This is a genomic window from Agaribacter marinus, assembly GCF_030160655.1.
In the GTDB taxonomy this organism is placed as follows: Bacteria; Pseudomonadota; Gammaproteobacteria; order Enterobacterales; family Alteromonadaceae; genus Glaciecola; species Glaciecola marina.
The window spans coordinates 89,516-107,920 of sequence record NZ_BSOT01000002.1 but is presented as its reverse complement, the minus strand read 5'-3'; the positions used below and the strand labels follow the sequence as shown (position 1 = coordinate 107,920).

The following is an 18,405-nucleotide window of genomic DNA, read 5'->3' as shown; positions in this document are numbered from 1 at the left end:
TGTAGCATCTTAAGCGCAAAGCCGGATTTCTCATTTTCTTGTGAAGGCTTCGCCTAAATAATCGATGAAAGAATGAGTTAGTAAATGCTTTTAAGTCGCCAACTATGTAGTTTAACGTATCTGTTTGTTGCCTTCGCATTTTTGCACGGAAGTTTAGCGCTTGCCCATCAGCATGGCCAAAACGACAACAATCATGCGCCTCATCACGATAACTGGACACATGAAAATGACTGGTTACAGGTACCCAAAAGCCTCTCTCAAATTGGAAAGTCACATGGTGAAATTGCGGTTTCTTCTGACGGTGATATCTATGTGAGCGTTATGGGTGAGCTAGGAGGCCTGCAAGTTTATTCTCCAGCAGGCGAGTACTTGCACAATGTAAAAAATGCACCTAAGGATATTCATGGCTTTGTCATAAAACAGGAAAATGGCAGAGACGTAATCTATGCGCCTACATTATATGGGCAAAGCATTGTAAAAATGACAGTAACGGGCGAAATACTATTAACCGTTGACGCCTTAAGCAGCATTCCCAAGCAATACCATAGCGAGCCAGTGATTAAGCCTACATGGAGAGATGACCGCGCATTGAAACTTACAGCAATAGACGTCGCAGCAGACGGTACTATGTATGTTATCGATGGCTACGGCAAAGACTACATTCATACGTTTGACCAAAAGGGCAATTACATTACCACCTTTGCCGGACGCGGCGCTCCCTGGCATCTGCATAATTGTCACAAAATCGCTATCGATCCACGTTTTACGCCTAAGCGTATTTTATGTGCAGACCGCGTAAATGGGCGCTTGGTTCACATGAAGCTTGACGGCAAGCTAATTGGCAATCATGCCGAAGGCTTGAGAAGGCCGAGTGCGATTGCGTTTTATAATGACTTAGTGGCGGTTGCTGAGATTTCTGGCAGAGTGACCTTGCTGGACCTTGAGGGTAAGAAGTTGACTACTCTCGGTACTAATGAAAATAAAGAAGAAATTAACCATCCACGCACCCCCCCTGAAAAATGGAAAAACGGGGTCTTCACCTCTCCTCATGGGATTGCGTTTGATGCAGACGGTAACTTGTATGTGACCGAGTACAGTAACTTTGGTCGCGTGTTAAAGTTTAATGCCTCTACAAGCATCGATAATGCAGAAGAATAAAGACTAGTGCAGCGGTTTAACGGCATGGCTGTTTTTATTCAATATCATCGCGTTGTGGACATAAAAGCGATTGTTCGCCTAGTATTCAGTCTTTTTATAATGATTAGTTTGAGCGGGTGTACGACAGACGAGTCTCATAATTCTGCAGCAATAGATGGCGATAAAATCGAGTTTAACCGGGATATTCGACCCATTCTAAATGCTAGCTGCACGGGTTGTCACGGCGGCGTTATGCAACAAGCCGGTATTTCTTTTATTATGAGGGATGCTGCGCTTGGCCGAGGACATTCAGGCCGAAGAAACATTGTCCCCGGCGATCCTGACGCCTCTGAGTTGATTGCAAGAGTTGAGTCGACCGATCCCAATGTAAGAATGCCTTATAAAGCTAAACCGTTATCGCCCGCGCAAATTGCAACGCTTAGATCGTGGATAGCACAAGGGGCACAATGGGAAGAACATTGGGCTTTTGTGCCGCCTGAATCACAAGCAGTGCCCGACGCGGTTGAGTTTGTATCTGGTGACCCAACGAATCTCACTCGCAGTACCATCAACAATACCGTCAACAATGCCATCGACAATTTTGTACAAGAGAAGCTAGTTGAGAAAGGCCTAAGGCCGGCGAAGAGAGCAGACAAGTCTACGTTATTACGCCGTCTAAGTTTCGATTTGACCGGTCTTCCGCCATCACCGACACAAATAGACGATTTTCGATCTGATAAAAGCCCAAATGCGTTCGAGAAACAAGTGGACTATTTATTAGATTCTCCAGCCTTTGGGGAGCGTTGGGCAGCAATGTGGCTGGATATTGCACGCTATGCAGATAGCCAAGGGTATACCAGAGATGAGTACCGTGTTTCATGGCCTTATCGGGATTGGGTAATCTCAGCATTTAACGATAATTTGTCCTATAAAGACTTTGTGGTTAAACAACTTGCGGGTGACTTACTACCCGCGCGCACGATGGAGGATTTAATCGCGACTGGCTTTCATCGTCAAACACCAAACAACAATGAAGGCGGCACTGACGACGAAGAGTTTCGTGTAGTAGCCATGCTCGATAGAGTATCAACCACCTGGTCCGCGCTAAACGGCTTGAGCATGAACTGTGTGCAGTGCCATTCGCATCCTTATGACCCCATTGAGCATAGCGAATTCTACAAATTTTATAGCTTTTTAAATACGGCACAAGACGCCGATAGATATGCGGACGTGCCACATTTACGTATTGCAAGGGATGAAAATGAGCGTGAGGCGCTGTTTGAATTGCAGGAATACATGCAACAGATTGCGCATGAACAAACGACTAACATTAACGGTCTAGCCGACGACGCTGCGCAGTGGCAGCAATTAAATATTGTATCGGCGACGGCCAACGAAATCGCCGCGCTGAACAAATTGATTGTCAGTACTGCTAAACGTATTGCTGAAATAGAAGACAAAGAAAGTTGGCCATATAAACGCAATCAGCGACGACTTAAGCAATTTAAGGACGTAGTCGAAAAGCTTTCGGCGGAAAACGGCGGACAACATGATTTAGCCCTTGTCAATGGTGAATTGTTTGCTGATGAGTCGATACCGCCACAAGCTATTGTAGAGTTGAAAACAGACGTAAATACGTCTAAAAAAGTTAGCGCAATACGTGTTACTGCATTACCTGTAAATTTGTACGAAGCCGCGCATACGCCTGATTGGGCATTTTCAATCGACAACATAAAGTTGTGGTTAACGCTGCCAAATCAAGCACCTCAACTATTGCCTGTGCAAAGCTATTTGACCAACTCATTGGAAGTACAAGATGAGCAACTAAAGCGGCACAATGGTGTGAATGGCAATTTATCTAAGACTGAGAATGCTGCTGGCTTCTTCGCGCATCGCTTATTTAGACCTCGTTGGACCGTAGCAGTGCTACCCGAATCTATCGAGTTACCAAAAGGTGCGAGCATATCTATTGAGTTGGCATTTTTAGGGCATCGACGCTTAAATGACAAGCCGCCGCAGCTTAGGCGATTGCGCTTAGAAGTGACTGATAATGAAGATTGGTTGGTCTATGTAAACAGCCCTGAACGACAAAAATCAATAAACCAATATGTTGAGTATGCTAATACTGTTGGGAAAACAGATACTTATAATGCACCAGTTATACTAGAACAAAGCGAATGGGACAAGCGTGCTTCTGCACTTTTTTATCGAGGAAACTTTTTAGACAAGCAAGGTGAACATCTTGTACCCGATACACCGGCCATATTACCGAGCTTTCCGGTTGACGTGCCACGGAATCGATTAACTATGGCGGAATGGTTTTTTCATGACGAGCAGCCGCTTACTGCAAGAGTCGCTGTAAATCGTTTTTGGTTTCAGCTATTTGGGCGAGGTTTGGTGGATACACTTGAAGATTTTGGTGGCGCTGGGAATGAACCTAGTCATCCTGAGTTGCTTGATTGGTTGGCGTTACACTTTCAACATGAATTAAATTGGGATGTTAAAGCACTCATCAAATTAATGGTGATGAGCTATAGCTATCAACAAGATGCAAGTGCTACCGAAGCCGCGCTTGACACCGACCCAGCAAACATGTGGATAGCACGTGGCCCCAGGCAACGCTTATCCGCCGAGATGATTAGAGATCAAGCGTTATTTGCCGCGGGTTTGTTAAGCAAAAAAATGGGCGGTGAACCGGTTATGCCGCCACAACCTGCGGGTATTTGGGGGCGAAAGGGACGTTTAATCAAAGACTGGGAAAACGCGAAAGATGAAGACAGATACCGGCGTGCTATCTATACCTTCATTAAACGAGCTTACACTTACCCAAGTTTTTTGACCTTTGATATGGAAACGCGCGAACTGAGTCATCCTCGGCGCATACCTACCAATACGCCTTTACAAGCGCTTGTGACCCTGAATGACCCGGTGTTTCATGAGGCTGCCCAAGGTTTAGCGGCAAGAATGTTAAGTAAAAAGCGCGTAAGTCAGTCTGATGAGCAGGCGCTACGTTTGGGTGCCGAACTTGTATTGAGTCGTCCGCCTAGCAAATATGAAATGGCACGTTTAAATGCAGCGTTAGAAGCTCTACACCAAGAATTCTTTGATACTAAAGTGAATGCAGATACACCGGAAGATCAAAAACTGTCTGATGTGTGGACTGCTGTCGCAAGTATTTTGCTTAATCTTGATGCAGCCTTAACGAGATAGTGGGAGCGAAAGTAATATGTCTAAATTTCCATTTTTACATCTAGCGACACAGGCTAAAGATACGCAACGGATTGATTTAACGCGTCGAAACTTTCTTACAGGTAGCGGCGCTACAGTCGGTGGAGCAATGATGGGCGGAGCTGCATTAGCCTCAATTATTAGTAAATCTGCGATGGCAGGTGGTACACAGCTTGATTTTACTCGTCCAATGAATTCACCGTTGGCGCCACTTCCGCCGCAATATCCAGCGCGCGCAAAGCGAGTTATTTATTTGCATATGGCAGGTGCACCAAGTCAATTAGAGTTATTCGATTTTAAGCCTGAATTAAAGAAGTACGATGGTAAAACAGCGCCTGAATCTTTCTTAAAAGGTAAGCGTTTTGCGTTTATATCGGGTAAACCCAAATTGCTTGCGCCGTTATATGATTTTAAACAGCATGGGCAGAGCGGTGCCTGGATTTCTGATCGTCTACCCCACCTTGCAAAACATGCCGACGACTTGTGTTTTATCAAGTCAATGCAAACTGACCAGTTTAACCATGCGCCAGCACAAATTTTGATGCATACAGGGAATGCGGTCTCGGGCAATCCGTCGTTAGGTGCCTGGACTACTTATGGCTTAGGCACCTTTAATCAAAACTTACCCGGCTATGTGTCTCTTATTTCAGGTTCACGTTCGCCAGATGGAGGGAAGCAACTCTGGGGATCTGGTTTTTTACCGAGTGTATATCAGGGCGTAAAGTGTCGCTCTGACGGCGACCCCGTATTGTACTTAAGCAACCCTGATGGCGTTAGTAGGAATGCAAGACGCAAAGTATTGGACGCTATTGCAGATATAAACATGCAAACCCATGGCGCACTTGGCGATCCTGAAACGCTGACCCGTATTTCGCAATATGAAATGGCTTATCGTATGCAGGTAGAGGCAAATGACGCGTTTGATATTAAAAAAGAGAGTCAAGCCACACTTGCTATGTACGGTGCTCAACCTGGCAAAAAAAGCTACGCTAACAATTGTCTGGTGGCCCGAAGATTGGCAGAACGTGGCGTGCGATTCATTCAGTTATTTGATTATGATTGGGACCATCATGGCACTAATCAAAATGATTCCCTGAGTCACGGTTTTGTGAATAAATGCAAAAGCATCGACCAATCCACAGCGGCCTTGCTTAGTGACTTAAAGCGAACGGGCTTATTAGACGATACCTTAGTGGTTTGGGGGGGGGAGTTTGGGCGTACGCCCATGCAAGAAAACCGCGGCGGGCAAGACAATCAATTTGCTGGGCGAGACCATCACCCTCATGCCTTTACAACATGGATGGCTGGGGCAGGCGTAAAAGGTGGTTATACCTTGGGTGAAACAGATGAATTGGGTTATTCTGTGGTAAAAGATCCAGTCGAAATGCAGGATTTTCATGCGACGTTTTTATACTTGCTAGGGTTTGACCATCTCCAATTTACCTACCGATTCCAAGGTTTGGATCACAAGCTTACCGGTCTGAAAAAAGCGAAGATATTAGGGAAAATTTTAGCTTAATGGATGCAGAAGAAAAACAAGGGGTTGTGTCCGTCGGCCAGTATTTTACAGCTGTCGGCATACTCACCTTAATACTTATAGCGACGTGGATATCTTCACAACCTGCCATTATTCAAACGGTAAAAGAAGCGCTAGGCCTACGACCATATTTGCAAGCCGAAGATGATTCATTTTATCAACAGCGAGTGCATGACATTATGGCGCGCTATTGCATAGCATGCCATACCGACGATAAATCAAAAGGTGGTTTACGACTTGATAGTTTTAGACAGGCTTGGTTTGGTGGAAAAAGTGGCAGTGTGTTGAGCAATGGTGAACAAGCGATTTTATTGCAACGTATGTTGCTACCTGTCGATGATAAATTGGCAATGCCACCTTATGGACGAGACCGCCATACCGATGAAGAATTAGCTATCGTGACTCTATGGTTAAAAAAGGGCGCCTCGCACAGCCTAAAAGAAGAGGATTTTCCTGAAGCACCGGAAAAGGCTCCAGTGATCCATTTTGCCCCCATTGATTGGGCGCAAATTAACAATGACAGACAGACGTTTGCGGGTCAAGTAAGTGACTTTCAACACCGGTATCCATTTAGTCTAAATTACCAATCCAGAACAACCACAGCGTTAATCTTTAAAGCGCAATTGGTTGAAAAAGGCGAGGTAGCAACAGCGTTCGAATCGTTGTGTGGGATGTCTCCAGTGTTGGCCGAAGTGTATTTAAATAATGAGTACGGTTCTGAATGGCAAGGCGATACGGATTTCCACAAACATTATCAGACGGCGTTTACGTCTCGTCAATGGCCAGAGTTGCGGGTATTGGATATTCGGCATTGGCAGATATCACCTGCGCTTTCAGCGTTTTTAGTCAGCTTACCTAAATTACAGCGTGTAACGTTTAGACAAGGCTATGTTGGTAGTGAACTAATAGCATCGCTCGAGCAAAAGGGTGTTCGTGTAACCTTAATCGATAAGGAAGGTATATGAACAGCATAAACAGTCGCGCTACGCCTGCGCCCGTGCAAGAACACACATTGCCAGCAAATAGGCAGACTAAGGTGTGGGATAAGGGTATTCGAGTGTTTCATTGGGCGTTAGTCGTTTGCATAGTAGGCGCGTGGTATACCATCGAGCAGCGTATGATGGATTGGCACCGAGGGTTTGGATATGCAATAGCCGCACTACTAATATTTAGAGTTATATGGGGCGTGGTAGGCAGTACAACGGCTAGATTTACCGACTTTGTTGTTAAACCATCTACGGCATATGGCTACTTAAAAGACTCCCTACGATTAAAGTCATCTACGCATAATGGACATAACCCCGCAGGTGGTTGGATGGTGATTAGCTTTTTGGTGTTGCTTGCTTTTCAAGTGATTTCTGGCCTCTATAGCAATAACGAAATTGGCTTTAATGGGGCATTTTCTGACAGCATACCGAAAGCACTTTCGGACCAATTTACCCAATGGCACGCATTGAGCTTTGACATCATAACGCTAGCAATATGGCTACACTTAGTAGCAGTATTCTTTTACGTGTTGGTAAAACGCCAAAACCTAATAAAAGCGTTGTTTTCAGGCAAAAAACCAAGCGAACAGGCAAATCCCACGCAAACACTTCGTTTTTTCGAAAAAGGACGCTTGTGGCTATGCGTGTGCATGGCAATATTGCCGATAATTTATTTATTGTGGATATATGGATAGTGAAAAAACAACGCAGTTTGTTTAGTGAACAAGTAGGTGTAAGAGCAAAAGTAAGACGCAAAGGTTTTCACGTTTTTGTCATGCTAGCTTGTGTGTTTACGCTGTCTGCGTGCACCCACCATTCACCTGTGACGAATTCTCCATTAAGTAGTCATTCTGAGGGCAGTCTTCCTTTGGGCAGTAACGCGGTAGCCGAAAAAAATACGGGCAACGCAAATAATGAGCTGGATATCTATGTGCTAATTGGCCAATCTAACATGGCAGGCAGAGCGCCTATTCCAGACGCGCACAAAGCACCACTAGACGGTGTATTTGTATTAAATAAGTTAGGTAAATGGGTGGCCGCTAAACACCCCCTTAATCTGTATTCTACTATTCGCAAAAATGAGGGTATGCAAAAAGCGGGACCTGGGATTAACTTCGCTAAACATATGCGACAAGCACAACCAAACAAAAAAATTGGCCTTGTAGTGAATGCACGGGGTGGATCGACAATTGCTGAATGGTGTCGCAATTGCGAATACTATAAGCAAGTACTTACTAGGCTGAGTTACATTGAAAATAAAGACAGTATTAAGGGAGTGCTGTGGTTACAGGGAGAATCAGATCAAGCAAAACCGGCAGGCTATATTGATAAACTCAAGCAGTTAGTTGTCGACTTGCGCCGAGATTTAGCCAAAGAAAACCTACCGTTCATTGCTGCGCAGGTGAATAATATACCCTTGATCAACAAACAAATCGCAGCATTACCCACTGTTTTAGATAATACTGCGGTTGTATATTCAAACGACCTTACTGCGATGGATGCCTTGCATTATGATTTTGCCAGTATTCAAGCAATTGGTGAACGATTTGCGATTGAAATGCAGCGCTTAAACGGCGAGTAAGTCTTTTTCGCAATGACATTAATCTTTTCCGAATATTTAATCGATGTTTGATTCTGCGCATGCTGAAATAGCACGAATAACACTCTTTGCACTGTCTTTGGAGTAGCCTCCGCCGCCAAGTATCACAGTAGGAATACCACGTTGCTTGAGAGCAGTAAGAGTGAGTTTTTCTCGTTCTGCTACATCATCAATATCTAAGCAGAGGCCGCCAACTTTATCGCTCAATAAGGTATCCGTGCCTGCAACGACGAAAGCTAAGCGATAGTCATCTTCCAGCTTCCCCAAAGCGTCGTTGTATTTTCGTAGATAGGTTTGACCGTCTGTTCCCGGGGGAAGAGGTACCGGAATATCGACGCGATCACGGGTGTAACCTGACGTTGGATAAATGCCAGCATTGTAAACATCAAGAAGCGTTACGTGCTTATTCTCCATAAAGGTATAAGCATTACCATTGCCATGGTGAGCATCAGTATCGATAATCAGGATTTTGTCATCGGGTGCCAGTAAACCGCTTTTAACAAGTTGCTGATGGCAAATACCTATATCGTTATAGATGCAGAAGCCTTCCATATTTTGTTGCATGGCGTGATGATATCCACCAGAGATATTCCAGTAAACGCCGCCATTTTCTAATGCTTGAGTCGCACCTAAGATCGTACCAGCAACTCCCCATCGCATAGGTGTAAGAATTTTGCGGTCAAGAAAAGAGAAGCTGATGAATGGTATACGAGGCACTTCCAAGGCTTGGAAGATACCGTTTTTATTTCTTACCCGATGCTGCATGATGCTCGAAAGAAATTCATCGACAATATCCATGCTTACCGAATCTACTGGTTCAACAAATTCGATACCCTTGTTTTTCTTCAGTTCATTATAAATAGTTTGAAATTTAACTCCATCAAATGGGTGCAAGTAGTTCAGCAAGCCCAAATTTATGTTGTAGTGTTTACTATAAATGACTTTCATATGTCCGCCTTGCCAAAGACAGCAAGCTCTCTCGCGTAACGCAATATTTCGTTTGGCGTCCAAATGTCTCTACCAAGAAATTTTCCGAATTGACCATAGTCGTGAGCACATGGATGAAAGCTGGGTTCCTTTTCACAGGCAACTTTTAGACACTCAGCAACTACATGTGAACAGTTATACTTTGCTAATTGATACCTTGGCGTGTTGAAATAAGATCCGAAATAAATAGAGATAATTTTTCTTCATTTATGCGCGAGATTACTATTGTAGTAGGCTTTAGCCCGCCCTCTGCCTGAATATCTTCATGCAGAGCACTCCTAAACGACCCAGGATGGCTTCGTTTTATTTTTAGATCCTTTTTTCCGGCAGCGTCCTCAGGCCAAAAACTAACATAGTTCGCTCCAAATGATAGCGAGGCGTGTCCTACCATATCGCCATGAGGCGGCCAAACGTGAACTTTTAGCAAAGCAATCTCCGTTAAGTTTTTGTATGACGTTCAATTTCTCAAAAAATAGCCGTTCGATTTTCTCAGTATATTCGACTACAGCGAAATTCGCCAAAGTTATTGATTATCATAAAGTATACATACCGATAGACAAAGCCTAGAGTTGAGCATGATCGTGTTAGGTTTATTAGTCATGCATGAATAAAGTAAGGTCCGTATTTTATGTAGCATGTTTGTCGGGGGCCTGTTATCCCGTATAATCCCCCCATTATTTTGCAACGCCATCAAACTTTTTTGATTGGCTTACCAGAGACTTTGTTTTGACCAAGTCAGTCAAAAATTATGATGTAGTAGTATTAGGCGCAGGTGCTGCCGGCTTATTTTGTGCGATAGAAGCGGGTAAGCGCGGTCGCAAAGTGGCTGTGATTGACCATGCTAAGCGCTTAGGCGGTAAAATCCTTATGTCGGGCGGCGGGCGTTGTAACTTTACCAATATGTATGCGTCTCACGAAAACTTTCTGTCTCAAAACCCTCATTTTTGTAAATCGGCGTTGAGTCGATACACGCAGTGGGATTTTATTGGTTTAGTGAGTGATTACGGCATTGCGTATCATGAAAAAACGCTAGGCCAGTTATTTTGCGATGACACGGCAAAAGATATTGTCGATATGCTGTTGTCGGAGTGTAAAAAGGCCAAAGTAGAGATCATCAATCGGTGTGATTTCATTTCTGTAGATGCCCGCGAGATTGGTTACGAAGTGGAGGTTGCAACAGGCACGCTACATTGTGAAAGCTTTGTTGTTGCCACCGGTGGTTTAAGTATGCCTAAACTTGGCGCATCACCTATTGGTTACCGTATTGCGGAACAATTTGGTTTAGATATTGTACCGACTAAAGCAGCGCTTGTGCCTTTTACCTTACATGATACTGACAAAGCTGTATTGTCGACGCTCAGCGGCGTGTCGGCCGATGCGAGTGCGTCTTGCAATAATACAAGCTTTTCTGAGAACATCTTATTTACTCACCGTGGGCTAAGTGGGCCTGCGGTATTACAAATATCTTCATTTTGGGTGCCCGGAAACGACGTCTGTTTTGACTTATTTCCAAAGGGTGATTTGCAAGCAGAGTTGGCGTCTGCAAAGCTTAATCAACCCGATGCGCTGTTATCTACAGTGTTGTCAGCGCACTATTCAAAACGCCTAGTACAAACCCTATTGCCTTATTTTAAGATAGACAACAAACCGCTTAAACAATACAACGACAACGCGTTAAAACAAGTCGCCCAAGCATTTAGTCAATGGCATATAAAACCCAACGGCACGGAAGGCTATCGCACTGCAGAAGTGACACTTGGTGGCGTAAATACTGATCATTTGTCATCCAAAACGATGGAATGTAAAACCCAAGCAGGCCTATATTTTATTGGCGAAGTGATGGATGTAACCGGTTGGTTAGGGGGCTACAATTTTCAGTGGGCTTGGAGTAGTGGTTGGTGTGCAGGGCAGGTTGTTTGAGTTGTGTAATGACAATTTAGTTTGCACACTTCCCGAGTAGTTTGCACTAAAAGGAGAATATTTCCCTTAAAGTTTGCACAGTAGATGATTTGCTACTAGTATTTTCTTAAGCAAGGATTTACTGGAAATTTTTATGGCTCGGAGAAAGCTTGAAACATTTAACGACTTTAATCGAGCCTTAAAAAACAAGTATGGCATTGGTGAAGGAAGTTTTTACAAACCTTGGCTGCGAGTTCAGGATGTAAAGTCAAAAGGTGTTCGGTCGCAAATATTGGGGCTAAAAACAGGTAGAATTCACCACACACTTTCCTCAATAGAAACTGATTTCTTCTATCTAGCGGAGTATTCTGACTCCGTTACAGATATCAGGGAACAATTTCCCCTTCTGTGTTCTGGTCTAATCCAACCGGACACCTTCCAAAAGGAATATTCATAGTTAATCGGAGATTGGTCAGCGTTAGCTGAATGCAATCTTGTCATGTGGTAATACCGCATATACTCTGCGACATCGTTCTTGGTAAATTCTCTCGTGGGCTGAGGCACTTTGAATAGCCAATCATGTTTAAGGCTTCCAAAGAATCGGTTATGTAAGTTATTTAAGATGAGTCCCAGTAGCCATTTCAATGCTTCAAACCTAAAAGTGAATAGTCGATATTTTCAAGAACGCCTTATTGGGAAAAGTTTACCACTTGTAAACTTTTTAATTTATGCTAAGGTTTACTAACAGTAAATATGGTTAAGCATTCAAGCCAATATGCACGTAATATCAAAGCGCCCTTTTTTAGACGCGATTAAAAAATTTCCAAACGATCGCTTTGCTATAGAATCGACATATTCGTTGTTAAATAGGGGAAAGTTTAAAAGCCCCGAGGAACTTAAACGGCTATTTAAATCACTCGATAATTTCAAATACAAAGATAAGTGGTGGGTTATCGATATTGGTGGTAACAATCTAAGATTATTAGCCTTCATTGAATTTCGTCATAACCGTGTATTTGTTAAACACATCTTAACACACGCTGAATACGATAAACTTTGCAAAGCGTATCGAAACTGAAATATGGTAACTAATATGAATACTGCTATAGAAGTATCAAAAATCGTACATGAATTAAATTTTCATGCTCCGCTATTACGAGAAATACAAAGTAAAAGCGAGCACGAACAAGCGCTCGAGTTAATGGCCGAGTTACTTGAGGATTACGATAGTAACCAAATTGCTATAGACGCATTGACTAACTCCATATCAAGATATGAAAGTCAAAGTGCAGAGTTTATTGAATTTAACAAACAAATTGAAAATACTGATCCAGCGGTCGCAACTCTAAAAGTGCTGATGTCACAGCATAACCTTAACACATCCGATTTTGAAAATGAGATTGGTAAGAAAAGTATGGTTTCACAGGTGTTAAATGGTAAAAAGAAAATGAATAGAACGCATATAGAACTATTAGCAAAGCGATTTAATATAAGTCCAGCATTTTTCTTTAAGTAGTAGCAAAACCAAAACTTTAACGCCGGCTCCTCGCCTTAGGACTAAACCGCTCCGCGGTGTAATGGTCAAGCTTCATTCTACTCGCTAGCGTTAATCAACCTAATTCCATAAGCAGGAAAATATTCATCTTTCGTCAATATCTGCAAACCCTCCGCTTGCGTTTGGGCTATTAAAATTCGGTCAAAAGGGTCTTTATGATGTAAGGGTAACTTACCTGCCTGTTGACCATGAAATAAGCTAATAGCCAAAGCCGATGAAACCAGCTCCCTCTGCTGACGACTCTATATCATCTGGCGCAATCAATTTACCCATCTGCTGTTTAATCGACATTTCCCAGACAATACTGCGCTGACATAAATGCTGTTTCTGGGGTTAGTTTGCACACTAAAACACCTATTTACCCAGTAAATTTATTTTTAAGTGTTAATATATAAAAACAAACATTTATAAGTAAAGTTGTTGGCGTGTGGGCAATGTATGCGGTTAGACAATAGAGATAAAATTCAAAAATACGTAATCGTCGGGGGCGGCACGGCGGGCTGGTTTTCGGCGGCAATATTAGTGAGGGCCTTATTAAATACCGGTTGTAAAATTGAATTGGTAGAGTCTCCTAATGTGCCGACCATTGGTGTTGGAGAAGCAACAATACCGTCTATCGTCGACACGCTTAGATATTTAAACATCCCCTTACCTGAATTTATTCGTGAAACTAACGCCACTTTTAAGCTTGGTATTAAGTTCAGTGATTGGCATACAGTGGGTGACCATTATTGGCATCAATTTGGCTTTGTGGGTGGAAAAATGGACGATAGGCCGTTTTACCAGCATTGGTTGAAGTATGTGATGCATGGTGGCGAGCTAGACTATACCGATTTTTCTCCATCGGTTGCGATGGCAAAGCACAACAAGTTTCATATAGGTAATCCCAACAAACCAAATAACTTGTCTGCTTCTACCTATGCATTTCACTTTGATGCGGGCTTAGTGGCTAAGTATCTTACGGATTATTGTGTAAATAATGGCGTGATCCATACAAAGTCTCATGTGCGTGACGTTGTACTAGACGATCGTGGTTTTATAAAGTCAGTTATATCGGAAAAGGGCCAGCCCATTGCTGGCGATTTTTTCATTGATTGCTCTGGTCAACATGGTTTACTCATTGAAAAAGCGCTAAACGTAGGCGTTGAAAACTGGCAACAATATTTGCCGGTAGACAGAGCAATAGCGGTACAGTCAGAAACCTTATCGCAATTGCCGCCCTATACAGAATCTATTGCCCACGAACATGGTTGGCGATGGAAGATCCCATTACAAAACAGAACAGGCAACGGCTATGTTTATTGCAGTGAATTTTGCGATGAGAACACGGCAATAGACGCACTTAATCGCCACATTATCGGTGAAAAGTTAACTGATCCTAAAGTACTTTCATTTGTTACCGGTAAACGCGATAAAATTTGGTTTAAAAATTGTTTGTCGGTAGGCTTATCCTCCGGTTTTTTAGAGCCTTTAGAATCAACCAGTATCAACCTGATAGTTAAAGGCATGATGGACTTTGTCAATTGCATACCAGACAAGGATTGCAATCAGCAAACCATAGATGAATACAATCGTCTAATGGACATAGAGTATGAATGTATTCGTGATTTTTTAGTGTTACATTATTGTACCTCCGCAAGACAAGACTCCGAATTTTGGCGAAGTTGGCAACACCGCAGTATCCCTGACTCGTTACAAACTAAACTTGCGTTGTTTCGACAACAAGGACGGCTGTTTCAAAATGAATTGGATTTGTTTACGGCGGATAGTTGGTATGCGGTACTAGAGGGCATGAAAGTACGGCCTATCAGTTACGACCCCTTAATTGACGCGTCAGATTTTACTAAGATTAAACAGTCATTGCCGCAATATATAAAAGGCTTGCAGGACAGCGTTGATTTACTAATGACGCATGATGAGTTTTTAGCAAAAATTACTCATTAACACCTAACTTATCCAAGAGAAAATAAAAAGCGAAACTGAAAAATATCAGTTTCGCTCTGGTATTTACATTTTAAGACTTAAAAAGTCGCGCGTAAGGCTAAGCGGTATGTTGAACCGGTTACCCATTCACGAATTGTGCGTGACTTATTGGCTTCGCCATCTAATGCATTGCCCTCAATATTAAATCTGCTATCCGTGAGATTAGTATAATATTGCCTGAATACTCTCTCTCCCAAGTTTACAGCGTTAAAAGTAAGGGTGAATGTATCATTTATCTTATACGTCGCAGATAAATCTAAAGAACCTCCGCCTTCATTCCAAAGTGCGCCTTGCCTGAACGAGCGCCTCGCCAAAGAATCCGTGCGGTAATTGTAGGCTAGACGAACAAGATTACCGTCTTGTTCCCAAAAGGTGGATAGGTTGTACTGATGCTTGGACACGTTCTCAAGAGGAAGAGAAGACAGTTGAGTGTCAAAGCCAATGACTTCAGCGTCGGTAGTTGAGTCTGAATAAGTATAGTTGGCTGCAACACCTAAACCACTCCAGAACCCAGGTAAAAAGTCGTAGTTTTGATTGTAGCCAATCTCTACGCCTTGGTTTTTACCACCTTTACCATTTCTGAGTAGGTTAAGATCAATTGTGTCGCATTGTGTCACCCATTCCAGAGCATTGGATTGCCATCTATGACGATAGTTTGGCATACAACTTGGTTCGTCAAATACACTTTTTGCTGAACCATCTGCATTTGGCTGAATGAGTGCTTCAAGAGGATCTAAGGCTTCTAGTTCTGATTGATCCAACTTGGAAACATCTAGCCAATGGGAGCTGACCGTGGCGACTTCTTCAAAATTAGACATATCCTTATGGAAAAGTGCAACGCTAAGGGCGCCGCCTGCACTAAAATACCACTCATAAGACAAGTCAATATTGTTCGACTCAAGTGCGATTAAGTTAGGGTTGTTGATTGTACCTGCAGAGTTGCCGCCACTCCATAAATTATAGTTCAATGTATAGCTTGGTCTAAGCGAGTCGATTTTCGGTCTTGCCATTGTCTTAGACGCCGCAAAACGAAGAACGGTTTTGTCGTTTAATTGATAATTTAGCGTAATACTTGGCAGAACATTGTCATAGTCATTTGAACCTGTTGCTTGATATTGTTCAGGATTATCCACATCGGTACGCGCATCCCAATATCGTGAACGCGTATTGGCGCTTTGGTCAAAGTTTTCGTCAAAACAACTTTGACCAGGCGCAGGGCCCCAATTCCCATTTGCATCGAAAGCTCCTGCAAGGTTTGCACCGCCTACGCCGTCAATTTCAGCGTATCCGACACCGTTCGCGTATAGTTGTTCAGCCGTGCAAGGCGAAAGAGAACTGTCTGTTGCAATTTCAATGAGTCGGTAATCTGAGGAGAACTGGTTGAGGTCATATTTTACGCCAGAAAACCCAAGGCTATCTACGGTGCTATCCACATATCGCAAGCCGATGTTACCGGTTAAGTCATCATCTAAGAACGAGAAACTGGTTTTTAGATAAAACGCTTTGTTCTTTAGTTCTACCTGTCTGTCGTTAGACAAATCCGGGCGGGTTCTTACATCTCTGTTAGTAAACAATGCGTCCAGTGCTGCGCCGCCGTCGATTGTAAACCAGCCGTCAGTGGCATTGTCTCTTGCGTAACCTAATTTTGATAAGAAATCATCTCCATGAGGCGTTTGCCCTTTGGTAACGGTTGACAGTTGTATTGATGATACGCCTACGCCAAGCGATGGCGAAGGCGCATTTTCGCCAGGTACCCAAGCATTGTCGGCATTGTCAAAGAAGTTATTTTGGTTAAATACATCTTTATTCCGCTTTTGGTATTTGGCACCAAACTCAATGGTAGTAATAGGTCCCCAATCGGCGCCATAGTCAAAATCTAAAAAGACTTGTTTTTGTTCATCGCTCATATCTCGGTCACGCGTATTGACCTGTTGAAGATGAATTGATGCTAAGTCATCAGGGTTGAAACCAGTGGTTACCGTATTGTCAGAATTGTCTTCGCCTTGCGCACCGGTTTGACCCGGGCCGAAGTTTACAAGACCCTCGCCAAAACGAGCGACACAGCGACCCGAGGTACAATCATAACCGACGGGTTCCAGTGTATCTAATGGTAAGTTTTCAATGAGTTCGTCGTTAACATGCACAAAGTTGTTTGTGTTGATGTAAGTATAGTAATCATCATCCGCAACAGTTTTAGAATAACCGACTTTAAATTCCATGCTAAATGCGTCGGTAAAGTAATGACTAAGATCAACGCTATAGATGCGGTTGGTGGTTTCTACGCCGGATTCTCTTTGGGCAATACGCCCCCGCGATGAGCGCGCCAATACTTTTTCGAACAGTTGGTTCTCTGGATTGAAGACGAGCCAAGGGTCGTCTCCCGTCACAAGAGGATCTGCGTCTGTGTAAGCAGATTGAGGACCTAGCAATGTAAATGTATTTTCATCTGCCGTCAGAAATTGGTCCGAGACCGTAATATCTAATACCACTTCGGTCGCATCAGTGGGTTGCCACTGAATTGCAGATGTAAAACCTTCACGTTCTAGGCTGTTTTTAAATAGCGCATAGCCGTTTTGACCATTTACGTAGCCAGTAATAGGGCCATCGATAACTTCCCCTGATTGCGCATTTATCGCATGGGGAAACGTTTTTACTTCGTAGTTGTTAGTAAAAAACGAGTCTTTTCGGTAGCCTTGAGTTTCTGAAAAAGCGGTGACATATACACCTAAGGTTTCATCTAAAAATTTTTCAGAAAAAGACCCTGATATTTTGTAATCTGTTTCATCGGCAAAATCGCTGTAACGAGACTGCAATTCTAATACTCGTCTATTTTCCGTCGCATCTAAAGGACGGAAGGTTTTTAAAACGACGTTTGCACCTAAACTTCCTTCGTTTTGATCTGCGGTGGCCGTCTTTATTACTTCAATTGAGTTTAGAATGTCTGACGAATAAGCGCTTAAATCAACTGTCTGGTTTTCGCTGCTACTTGTCAGCGTAACGCCGTTCAGGCTTATTACGTTTAAGTCAGGACTCGCGCCACGAATACTGATGGTTGTGGAGTCTCCGCCATCTGTTGCGCCACCGCCTCGTTGAATGGAGACGCCGGTCACTCTTTGCAATGCTTCACCAATGTCTTGGTCTGCAGATTTACCTATGTCTTCAGAAAAAATCGAATCACTAATAGTATCACTTGCGCGTTTGTTGTTGAGTGACCTCAACAGACTGCCTTTAAAGCCTTTTACTTCAATGACTTCTAATTCGTCAGTACTCTTTTCTGCATCGTTTGTTTGGGCGTGGATAAAACTAGCGTTTGTGCATAGCAAGACGGGTATTAGTGCCTTTGCTAGTGGGCTTAACTTGAATTTATTCCTCATGCGTCATCCTGTTTTATATATTAATTATATTTTTCACTTATGATTGCATCGTGGATCCTATTCTTGTGTGAATTATATGTAAAGAAAATGTTTTTATGTGTAAATAATATTTTGTTGTA

15 protein-coding genes and 1 pseudogene are annotated in these 18,405 nt (G+C 43.0%); 11 read left to right on the top strand and 5 right to left on the bottom strand.

Annotated features, from left to right (window positions below; genetic code table 11):
- The first annotated feature begins 84 nt into the window (after positions 1-84).
- The 6 genes from QQK00_RS00955 to QQK00_RS00930 are packed head-to-tail and all read left to right on the top strand — an operon-like array spanning position 85 to position 8,470.
- The gene (locus QQK00_RS00955) at positions 85-1,158 is read left to right on the top strand and encodes an NHL repeat-containing protein (RefSeq protein WP_284215610.1); all 1,074 of its coding nucleotides are present in this window, start codon (positions 85-87) and stop codon (positions 1,156-1,158) included.
- Between the two features lie 24 nt (positions 1,159-1,182).
- The gene (locus QQK00_RS00950) at positions 1,183-4,347 is read left to right on the top strand and encodes a PSD1 and planctomycete cytochrome C domain-containing protein (RefSeq protein WP_284215609.1); all 3,165 of its coding nucleotides are present in this window, start codon (positions 1,183-1,185) and stop codon (positions 4,345-4,347) included.
- Between the two features lie 16 nt (positions 4,348-4,363).
- Positions 4,364-5,884 carry a DUF1501 domain-containing protein gene (locus tag QQK00_RS00945; protein ID WP_284215608.1) on the top strand — a complete coding sequence of 507 codons (1,521 nt, stop codon included), beginning with the start codon at positions 4,364-4,366 and terminating at the stop codon, positions 5,882-5,884.
- The gene (locus QQK00_RS00940) at positions 5,884-6,867 is read left to right on the top strand and encodes a c-type cytochrome domain-containing protein (protein ID WP_284215607.1); all 984 of its coding nucleotides are present in this window, start codon (positions 5,884-5,886) and stop codon (positions 6,865-6,867) included. Before QQK00_RS00945 ends, QQK00_RS00940 begins: the two co-directional genes overlap by 1 nt.
- Positions 6,864-7,583: a cytochrome b/b6 domain-containing protein gene (locus tag QQK00_RS00935; RefSeq protein ID WP_284215606.1), complete on the top strand. Its 720-nt coding sequence runs from the start codon at positions 6,864-6,866 to the stop codon at positions 7,581-7,583. Before QQK00_RS00940 ends, QQK00_RS00935 begins: the two co-directional genes overlap by 4 nt.
- Positions 7,529-8,470, top strand: coding sequence for a sialate O-acetylesterase (locus tag QQK00_RS00930; RefSeq protein WP_284215605.1), 942 nt, complete (start codon positions 7,529-7,531; stop codon positions 8,468-8,470). The genes QQK00_RS00935 and QQK00_RS00930 overlap by 55 nt, the downstream gene beginning before the upstream one ends.
- 36 nt (positions 8,471-8,506) lie before the next feature.
- On the opposite strand, the gene QQK00_RS00925 is transcribed toward QQK00_RS00930, so the two are convergent.
- Together QQK00_RS00925 and QQK00_RS00920 are read right to left on the bottom strand one after the other, a co-directional pair.
- Positions 8,507-9,436 carry a histone deacetylase family protein gene (locus tag QQK00_RS00925; protein WP_284215604.1) on the bottom strand — a complete coding sequence of 310 codons (930 nt, stop codon included), beginning with the start codon at positions 9,434-9,436 and terminating at the stop codon, positions 8,507-8,509.
- A 184-nt stretch (positions 9,437-9,620) separates the two neighbouring features.
- A complete protein-coding gene (locus tag QQK00_RS00920; RefSeq protein WP_284215603.1) occupies positions 9,621-9,902 on the bottom strand; it encodes a hypothetical protein in 282 nt (93 codons plus the stop codon).
- Between the two features lie 299 nt (positions 9,903-10,201).
- On the opposite strand from QQK00_RS00920, the gene QQK00_RS00915 reads away from it, so the two are divergent.
- Both QQK00_RS00915 and QQK00_RS00910 read left to right on the top strand, forming a co-directional pair.
- A complete protein-coding gene (locus QQK00_RS00915) occupies positions 10,202-11,395 on the top strand; it encodes a BaiN/RdsA family NAD(P)/FAD-dependent oxidoreductase (RefSeq protein ID WP_284215602.1) in 1,194 nt (397 codons plus the stop codon).
- Positions 11,396-11,528: 133 nt separating this feature from the next.
- The gene (locus QQK00_RS00910) at positions 11,529-11,831 is read left to right on the top strand and encodes a PDDEXK family nuclease (RefSeq protein WP_284215601.1); all 303 of its coding nucleotides are present in this window, start codon (positions 11,529-11,531) and stop codon (positions 11,829-11,831) included.
- Here the strand turns inward: QQK00_RS00910 and QQK00_RS00905 are convergent.
- Positions 11,804-11,992 (bottom strand): annotated as a pseudogene (locus QQK00_RS00905) (IS3 family transposase); the annotation flags it as partial. The gene QQK00_RS00910 and the pseudogene QQK00_RS00905 overlap by 28 nt on opposite strands.
- Before the next feature lie 157 nt (positions 11,993-12,149).
- On the opposite strand from QQK00_RS00905, the gene QQK00_RS00900 reads away from it, so the two are divergent.
- Together QQK00_RS00900 and QQK00_RS00895 are read left to right on the top strand one after the other, a co-directional pair.
- On the top strand, positions 12,150-12,452 hold the full coding sequence (locus tag QQK00_RS00900) for a type II toxin-antitoxin system HigB family toxin (RefSeq protein WP_284215600.1): 303 nt from the start codon (positions 12,150-12,152) through the stop codon (positions 12,450-12,452).
- Between the two features lie 15 nt (positions 12,453-12,467).
- Positions 12,468-12,890, top strand: coding sequence for a helix-turn-helix domain-containing protein (locus QQK00_RS00895; RefSeq protein ID WP_284215599.1), 423 nt, complete (start codon positions 12,468-12,470; stop codon positions 12,888-12,890).
- Between the two features lie 77 nt (positions 12,891-12,967).
- On the opposite strand, the gene QQK00_RS00890 is transcribed toward QQK00_RS00895, so the two are convergent.
- Positions 12,968-13,138 carry a PIN domain-containing protein gene (locus tag QQK00_RS00890; protein WP_284215598.1) on the bottom strand — a complete coding sequence of 57 codons (171 nt, stop codon included), beginning with the start codon at positions 13,136-13,138 and terminating at the stop codon, positions 12,968-12,970.
- 229 nt (positions 13,139-13,367) lie between these two features.
- On the opposite strand from QQK00_RS00890, the gene QQK00_RS00885 reads away from it, so the two are divergent.
- The gene (locus QQK00_RS00885; protein ID WP_284215597.1) at positions 13,368-14,873 is read left to right on the top strand and encodes a tryptophan halogenase family protein; all 1,506 of its coding nucleotides are present in this window, start codon (positions 13,368-13,370) and stop codon (positions 14,871-14,873) included.
- Positions 14,874-14,950: 77 nt separating this feature from the next.
- On the opposite strand, the gene QQK00_RS00880 is transcribed toward QQK00_RS00885, so the two are convergent.
- Positions 14,951-18,286 (bottom strand): TonB-dependent receptor, encoded by a 3,336-nt coding sequence (locus QQK00_RS00880; protein ID WP_284215596.1) that lies wholly within the window; start codon positions 18,284-18,286, stop codon positions 14,951-14,953.
- Positions 18,287-18,405: the final 119 nt, after the last annotated feature.

Excerpts from the sequence above, each read along its gene's own strand:
- QQK00_RS00955 (WP_284215610.1), top strand. The coding sequence starts at position 85 with ATGCTTTTAAGTCGCCAACTATGTAGTTTAACGTATCTGTTTGTTGCC.
- QQK00_RS00950 (WP_284215609.1), top strand. The coding sequence starts at position 1,183 with ATGGCTGTTTTTATTCAATATCATCGCGTTGTGGACATAAAAGCGATT.
- QQK00_RS00945 (WP_284215608.1), top strand. The coding sequence starts at position 4,364 with ATGTCTAAATTTCCATTTTTACATCTAGCGACACAGGCTAAAGATACG.
- QQK00_RS00940 (WP_284215607.1), top strand. The coding sequence starts at position 5,884 with ATGGATGCAGAAGAAAAACAAGGGGTTGTGTCCGTCGGCCAGTATTTT.
- QQK00_RS00935 (WP_284215606.1), top strand. The coding sequence starts at position 6,864 with ATGAACAGCATAAACAGTCGCGCTACGCCTGCGCCCGTGCAAGAACAC.
- QQK00_RS00930 (WP_284215605.1), top strand. The coding sequence starts at position 7,529 with ATGCGTGTGCATGGCAATATTGCCGATAATTTATTTATTGTGGATATA.
- QQK00_RS00925 (WP_284215604.1), bottom strand. The coding sequence starts at position 9,436 with ATGAAAGTCATTTATAGTAAACACTACAACATAAATTTGGGCTTGCTG.
- QQK00_RS00910 (WP_284215601.1), top strand. The coding sequence starts at position 11,529 with ATGGCTCGGAGAAAGCTTGAAACATTTAACGACTTTAATCGAGCCTTA.
- QQK00_RS00900 (WP_284215600.1), top strand. The coding sequence starts at position 12,150 with ATGCACGTAATATCAAAGCGCCCTTTTTTAGACGCGATTAAAAAATTT.
- QQK00_RS00895 (WP_284215599.1), top strand. The coding sequence starts at position 12,468 with ATGAATACTGCTATAGAAGTATCAAAAATCGTACATGAATTAAATTTT.
- QQK00_RS00885 (WP_284215597.1), top strand. The coding sequence starts at position 13,368 with ATGCGGTTAGACAATAGAGATAAAATTCAAAAATACGTAATCGTCGGG.
- QQK00_RS00880 (WP_284215596.1), bottom strand. The coding sequence starts at position 18,286 with ATGAGGAATAAATTCAAGTTAAGCCCACTAGCAAAGGCACTAATACCC.